Annotated in this window: 1 protein-coding gene; it reads left to right on the top strand. The window is 43.2% G+C overall.

Annotated features, from left to right (window positions below):
* The first annotated feature begins 402 nt into the window (after positions 1–402).
* Positions 403–816, top strand: a complete 414-nt coding sequence (locus tag C5684_RS09010; RefSeq protein WP_050801529.1) for a hypothetical protein — start codon at positions 403–405, stop codon at positions 814–816.
* Positions 817–1,046: the final 230 nt, after the last annotated feature.

The raw sequence follows: 1,046 nt of genomic DNA, 5'->3' as shown, positions 1-1,046 counted from the left end.
AGTAGGGTGATGCGGGGGAGTTGTTTTTAAAGTGTTTTTTGGTTTTTAATGCTTCTATATGTGCTCCGCTTCCTTAAAACTTGGTGTCTTGTATATTTTCTCATTTTTCGTATATTCCTTACTCGAACTTATTGTTACCTCCCATTTTTAACATGATTGAAGCTATTATATGCTATCCTAGTGGCACAAATCTTTACAGGGTGCTAAAGTGTGCAAGATTGTAAAAACAGCTGGTGTTGGCAGTGTCTGTGGTAGCGGCATTGGGCGTGTCTGCTTTAGTTAAAGATCATTTTTCTCCCCCAAAAAAACCAACGCCCAGAGCCTAGACCTGTAAGCGGACCAAAGCCAGCTTGGGGCTGGGATTTTAGTGGCTTTGATCGCCCTGTTCCTTAAGGAGTTGATATGCAAAAACCTAAATCTTGGTGGTCTAAAAGGTGGACTCTGCGCGCTAGGGGGCGGTATTTTGCGCTCATGAGCGTGATGTTCCCGGCAATAGGAATTAGCAGAGGTTCTATATCACTGCCAGAAAATTCCTTATGGATGTGGCTTGTAGTGTGGTGTGGGGGGTTTTTAGGGGAGGCTTGTTTTGGCAGGAGGGGGAAGTATTTTAAAACCCGCTTTGATGATTCAATTGTCCTTGCCATTGCTATTCTCTTTGGGGCAGTGCCTGTGCATTGGGCATTTGCCACTTTTTGGTGGATGCCTAATGTAATAGTGTTGGCTTTTTGTCAGATCATTCCTATGATCTTGATTATACTGGTAATCAATAAGGTAATCTCTGGGCGTTGGCAGGGATATCCGGAACACTCTTTGTGATCGTATTGGTAGGCTTTGCTAGCTCTTTGTGCTCTGTATGCTCCTTAAGGCTTAGCTCTCTCCTCGCGCACAGGAGAGAAATCTTAAAAAAACAGGGGAGATTGGATATTTGCCATGCTAATCCAGCACAAGTAAGGAGTTTTAATGGCTTACTACAAAAACCAAGAGGTCATGTTTAAACAAAGGGCAGAAAATAATATGAAACAGGGTGACTACCACTATGCCCAAAG

It is taken from the genome of Helicobacter bizzozeronii, from assembly GCF_900196775.1.
GTDB lineage: Bacteria > Campylobacterota > Campylobacteria > Campylobacterales > Helicobacteraceae > Helicobacter > Helicobacter bizzozeronii.
The sequence above is the reverse complement of the archived record's forward strand: the minus strand, read 5'-3'. Positions and strand labels throughout refer to the sequence as shown.

Bases quoted from the DNA above. Each gene is read 5' to 3' on its own strand.
- C5684_RS09010 (WP_050801529.1), top strand. From the start codon at position 403: ATGCAAAAACCTAAATCTTGGTGGTCTAAAAGGTGGACTCTGCGCGCT.